Raw genomic sequence first — 2,426 nt, 5'->3', positions numbered from 1 at the left:
TCAAATTTGGCCAATGCGAATATATAAAGTGTAGGTTAAAAAGCCCGAAAAACAGAAGTGTTTTGGAGAACCCATGCTGTTCATCGGACTTAGCTAAAAAGCCTACACAAAATTAATTGATTTAATAAACAATTTAAAATTTTGTGAATATGAAAGATTTAAATGAAAAAGAGTTAAAGAAAATAGAAGGTGGCGTTTTGCCTGCATGGTTAATTTTTACTGGTGGAGCTATTCTTGGAGGTGCTCTTTATGATGTATATAAAGCTGGTTGTAAAGCTGTATATGAAGCAGGTAAAGCAGGAACTTACGAAGGAATACCTTCATGTAAAAGATAAAATATTGCACGTCTTGATTATTTCAAGGCGTGCTATAATAATAATTCTTTTAAATTATTTATCATGCAGCAGTTATCGATTCTTAACAGATTTACATCAAGAAGTAAATTAATATGTGTATTGCTATGTGCATTTATCGGTTTATTTATTACTGAACTCATAAAAATTACTTGCACCTTCAATAACGATATTGTTTATACTAGTGAAAATGCCTTCGGTGTCATAATAGCCTCATCTATTTTCAGCATATATAAAGGTGATTTTATAATAAAAACACAAATTGCAGTTTCTTTAGCATGCACGCTTGGCTTAATTATTTATGAGTTTATTCAAATAGTTATTCCCAATCGAACTTTTGACTATTACGATATTTTAGCAACATTTGCAGGATTCATTTTATTCTTCTTATATATAATTATATCTTCAAAGGAGGTGAAATAATTATTTATTTATCTACTACCTAATCTTAAAGAAATTTTAGCAAGTGTTGATAATTTAAGTTGGAGGAATGATAATAAAGGCAGATAAATTGTTTTGTATACAGGTAATAAAAAAAACAGAGTATTTCTTTTGATTTAAGTATAAAACAAAGCTTTATCGTGTTTGCAGTGTATTTGTTATAGGAGGCTATCTGTTCAATTTATCTGAACACGATTGATTATTTATTAAAGAAAAATCGGAATTCTTCAGTACTCGTAAGACAGCAGGTATTTCCTTAAAAAACATTTCAATTTAATATTTTGAAAATGAGATAAGAAGCACGGAAACAAGTTTCGAAACAGATAATTTTTATTTGAAGGTGGGAATTCGGTTTGCTTTTTAATGAATTAAGAGAGCGTAAATTGTTGTAATTTGCCATGCTTGTTTTTAATAGATAAAATATGCAAATAAAAATGTATAAGGCATTACCAATTATGTCGTTGTTGATGAATGTAATAGGTTTCGGCATTATGCTGCTAAAATTGTACCTGATTGAAGATTTGCCAATAGTATTTGGCATTCTTTTTATTGCAATGGGAGCTTTTTTGAGTTCCATGAATCTGTATTTTAGAAAATGCTAAGGTTAAATGAGCTTGAATTATTGAAATAAATCTGAATGAGAAATAAATACACATCATTATCTTTAAAATGGCTTATCGTTTTTTTTGGACTTATTCTTTTAGAATATTATTTGAAGTTTGGATTTGATAATTTTGCTTTTAGCAGATTATCTAGTGCTTTTATGTCCATATTTTGGCCTGCCATTATAGTCCTTTTAATAGGGTTTGTAATTATTTTTATTAGAAACAAGGAATAAGTAATAAACATACTTTTGATCTTGTCTACGAATTAGGTAAGAAATAAAAAAGGCCTCCTACCCGTGGCGTCCTTCCATACCTAAATAGTCGTAAAACAAAAGACTATTCCTGCAGCGTTTTATCTTCTCCCTCTTTTGCGTTTTTTAAGGAATTAATATTTGGATTGTGTTGTTTAGTCCTGTATTGGTATCTCCCCAAATTGTATTGGGTGGTATTTTAGGATTTATTAGAATGAAGTATGGATTTATGTATTCGTTTTTATTTCATACTGTGATTAATGGCATAATTCTAATTTTTATTGTATTGAAATCTATGATTTAACAAATCAGATTTTCACAATACCTTTTTCAAAAATATTTTCCTAAATCGAGCCATTAAAATGGTATTTTCAGCCCAATATGGAACGCATACTGGACATTTGCAAGCAGATCGGCATATTGGATTTTATAGAAGAATTGCCAAATGGTTTCTAAACCTGGTTGGGCGAAAATGGAGCTTCTCTTTCAGGCGGACAAAAACAACGTTTGGCAATTGCCTGTGCTTTGTATTCTGATCCTAAGGTACTCATTCTTGATAAGGCTACGTCCTCATTAGATTCCATTTCGGAAGAGCAAGTTCAAAACTGCATTAGAGGCTTAAAAGAACAGGGGAAAACCATTGTTTTAATTGCTCACCGTTTGGGGACTATACTACAATCTGATAAAATTATTGTTTTGGAGAAAGGAAAATTAATGGAAGAAGGATCGCATACTGAACTATACGAAACAAAAGGGAAATATTATGACATGTGGCA

General features: G+C 30.5%; 4 protein-coding genes. All 4 read left to right on the top strand.

Features of this window, described 5'->3' with window-relative positions:
- The first annotated feature begins 149 nt into the window (after nt 1-149).
- On the top strand, nt 150-335 hold the full coding sequence (locus tag NQ163_RS20435) for a class IIb bacteriocin, lactobin A/cerein 7B family (RefSeq protein WP_268192166.1): 186 nt from the start codon (nt 150-152) through the stop codon (nt 333-335).
- Between the two features lie 63 nt (nt 336-398).
- Nucleotides 399-776 (top strand): hypothetical protein, encoded by a 378-nt coding sequence (locus NQ163_RS20430; protein WP_268192165.1) that lies wholly within the window; start codon nt 399-401, stop codon nt 774-776.
- A gap of 440 nt (nt 777-1,216) precedes the next feature.
- On the top strand, nt 1,217-1,396 hold the full coding sequence (locus tag NQ163_RS20425; RefSeq protein ID WP_268192164.1) for a hypothetical protein: 180 nt from the start codon (nt 1,217-1,219) through the stop codon (nt 1,394-1,396).
- A gap of 716 nt (nt 1,397-2,112) precedes the next feature.
- The coding region (locus NQ163_RS20420) for an ATP-binding cassette domain-containing protein (protein ID WP_268192163.1) at nt 2,113-2,426 on the top strand (314 nt) is incomplete at its 3' end.

This window comes from Marinifilum sp. D737 (genome assembly GCF_026672275.1).
Taxonomy (GTDB): domain Bacteria; phylum Bacteroidota; class Bacteroidia; order Bacteroidales; family Marinifilaceae; genus Marinifilum.
Note: the sequence above shows the minus strand (reverse complement) of the source record. Positions and strands in the feature narration are given on the sequence as shown.

Coding starts and splice junctions, on each gene's coding strand:
- NQ163_RS20435 (WP_268192166.1), top strand. CDS start 150: ATGAAAGATTTAAATGAAAAAGAGTTAAAGAAAATAGAAGGTGGCGTT.
- NQ163_RS20430 (WP_268192165.1), top strand. CDS start 399: ATGCAGCAGTTATCGATTCTTAACAGATTTACATCAAGAAGTAAATTA.
- NQ163_RS20425 (WP_268192164.1), top strand. CDS start 1,217: ATGCAAATAAAAATGTATAAGGCATTACCAATTATGTCGTTGTTGATG.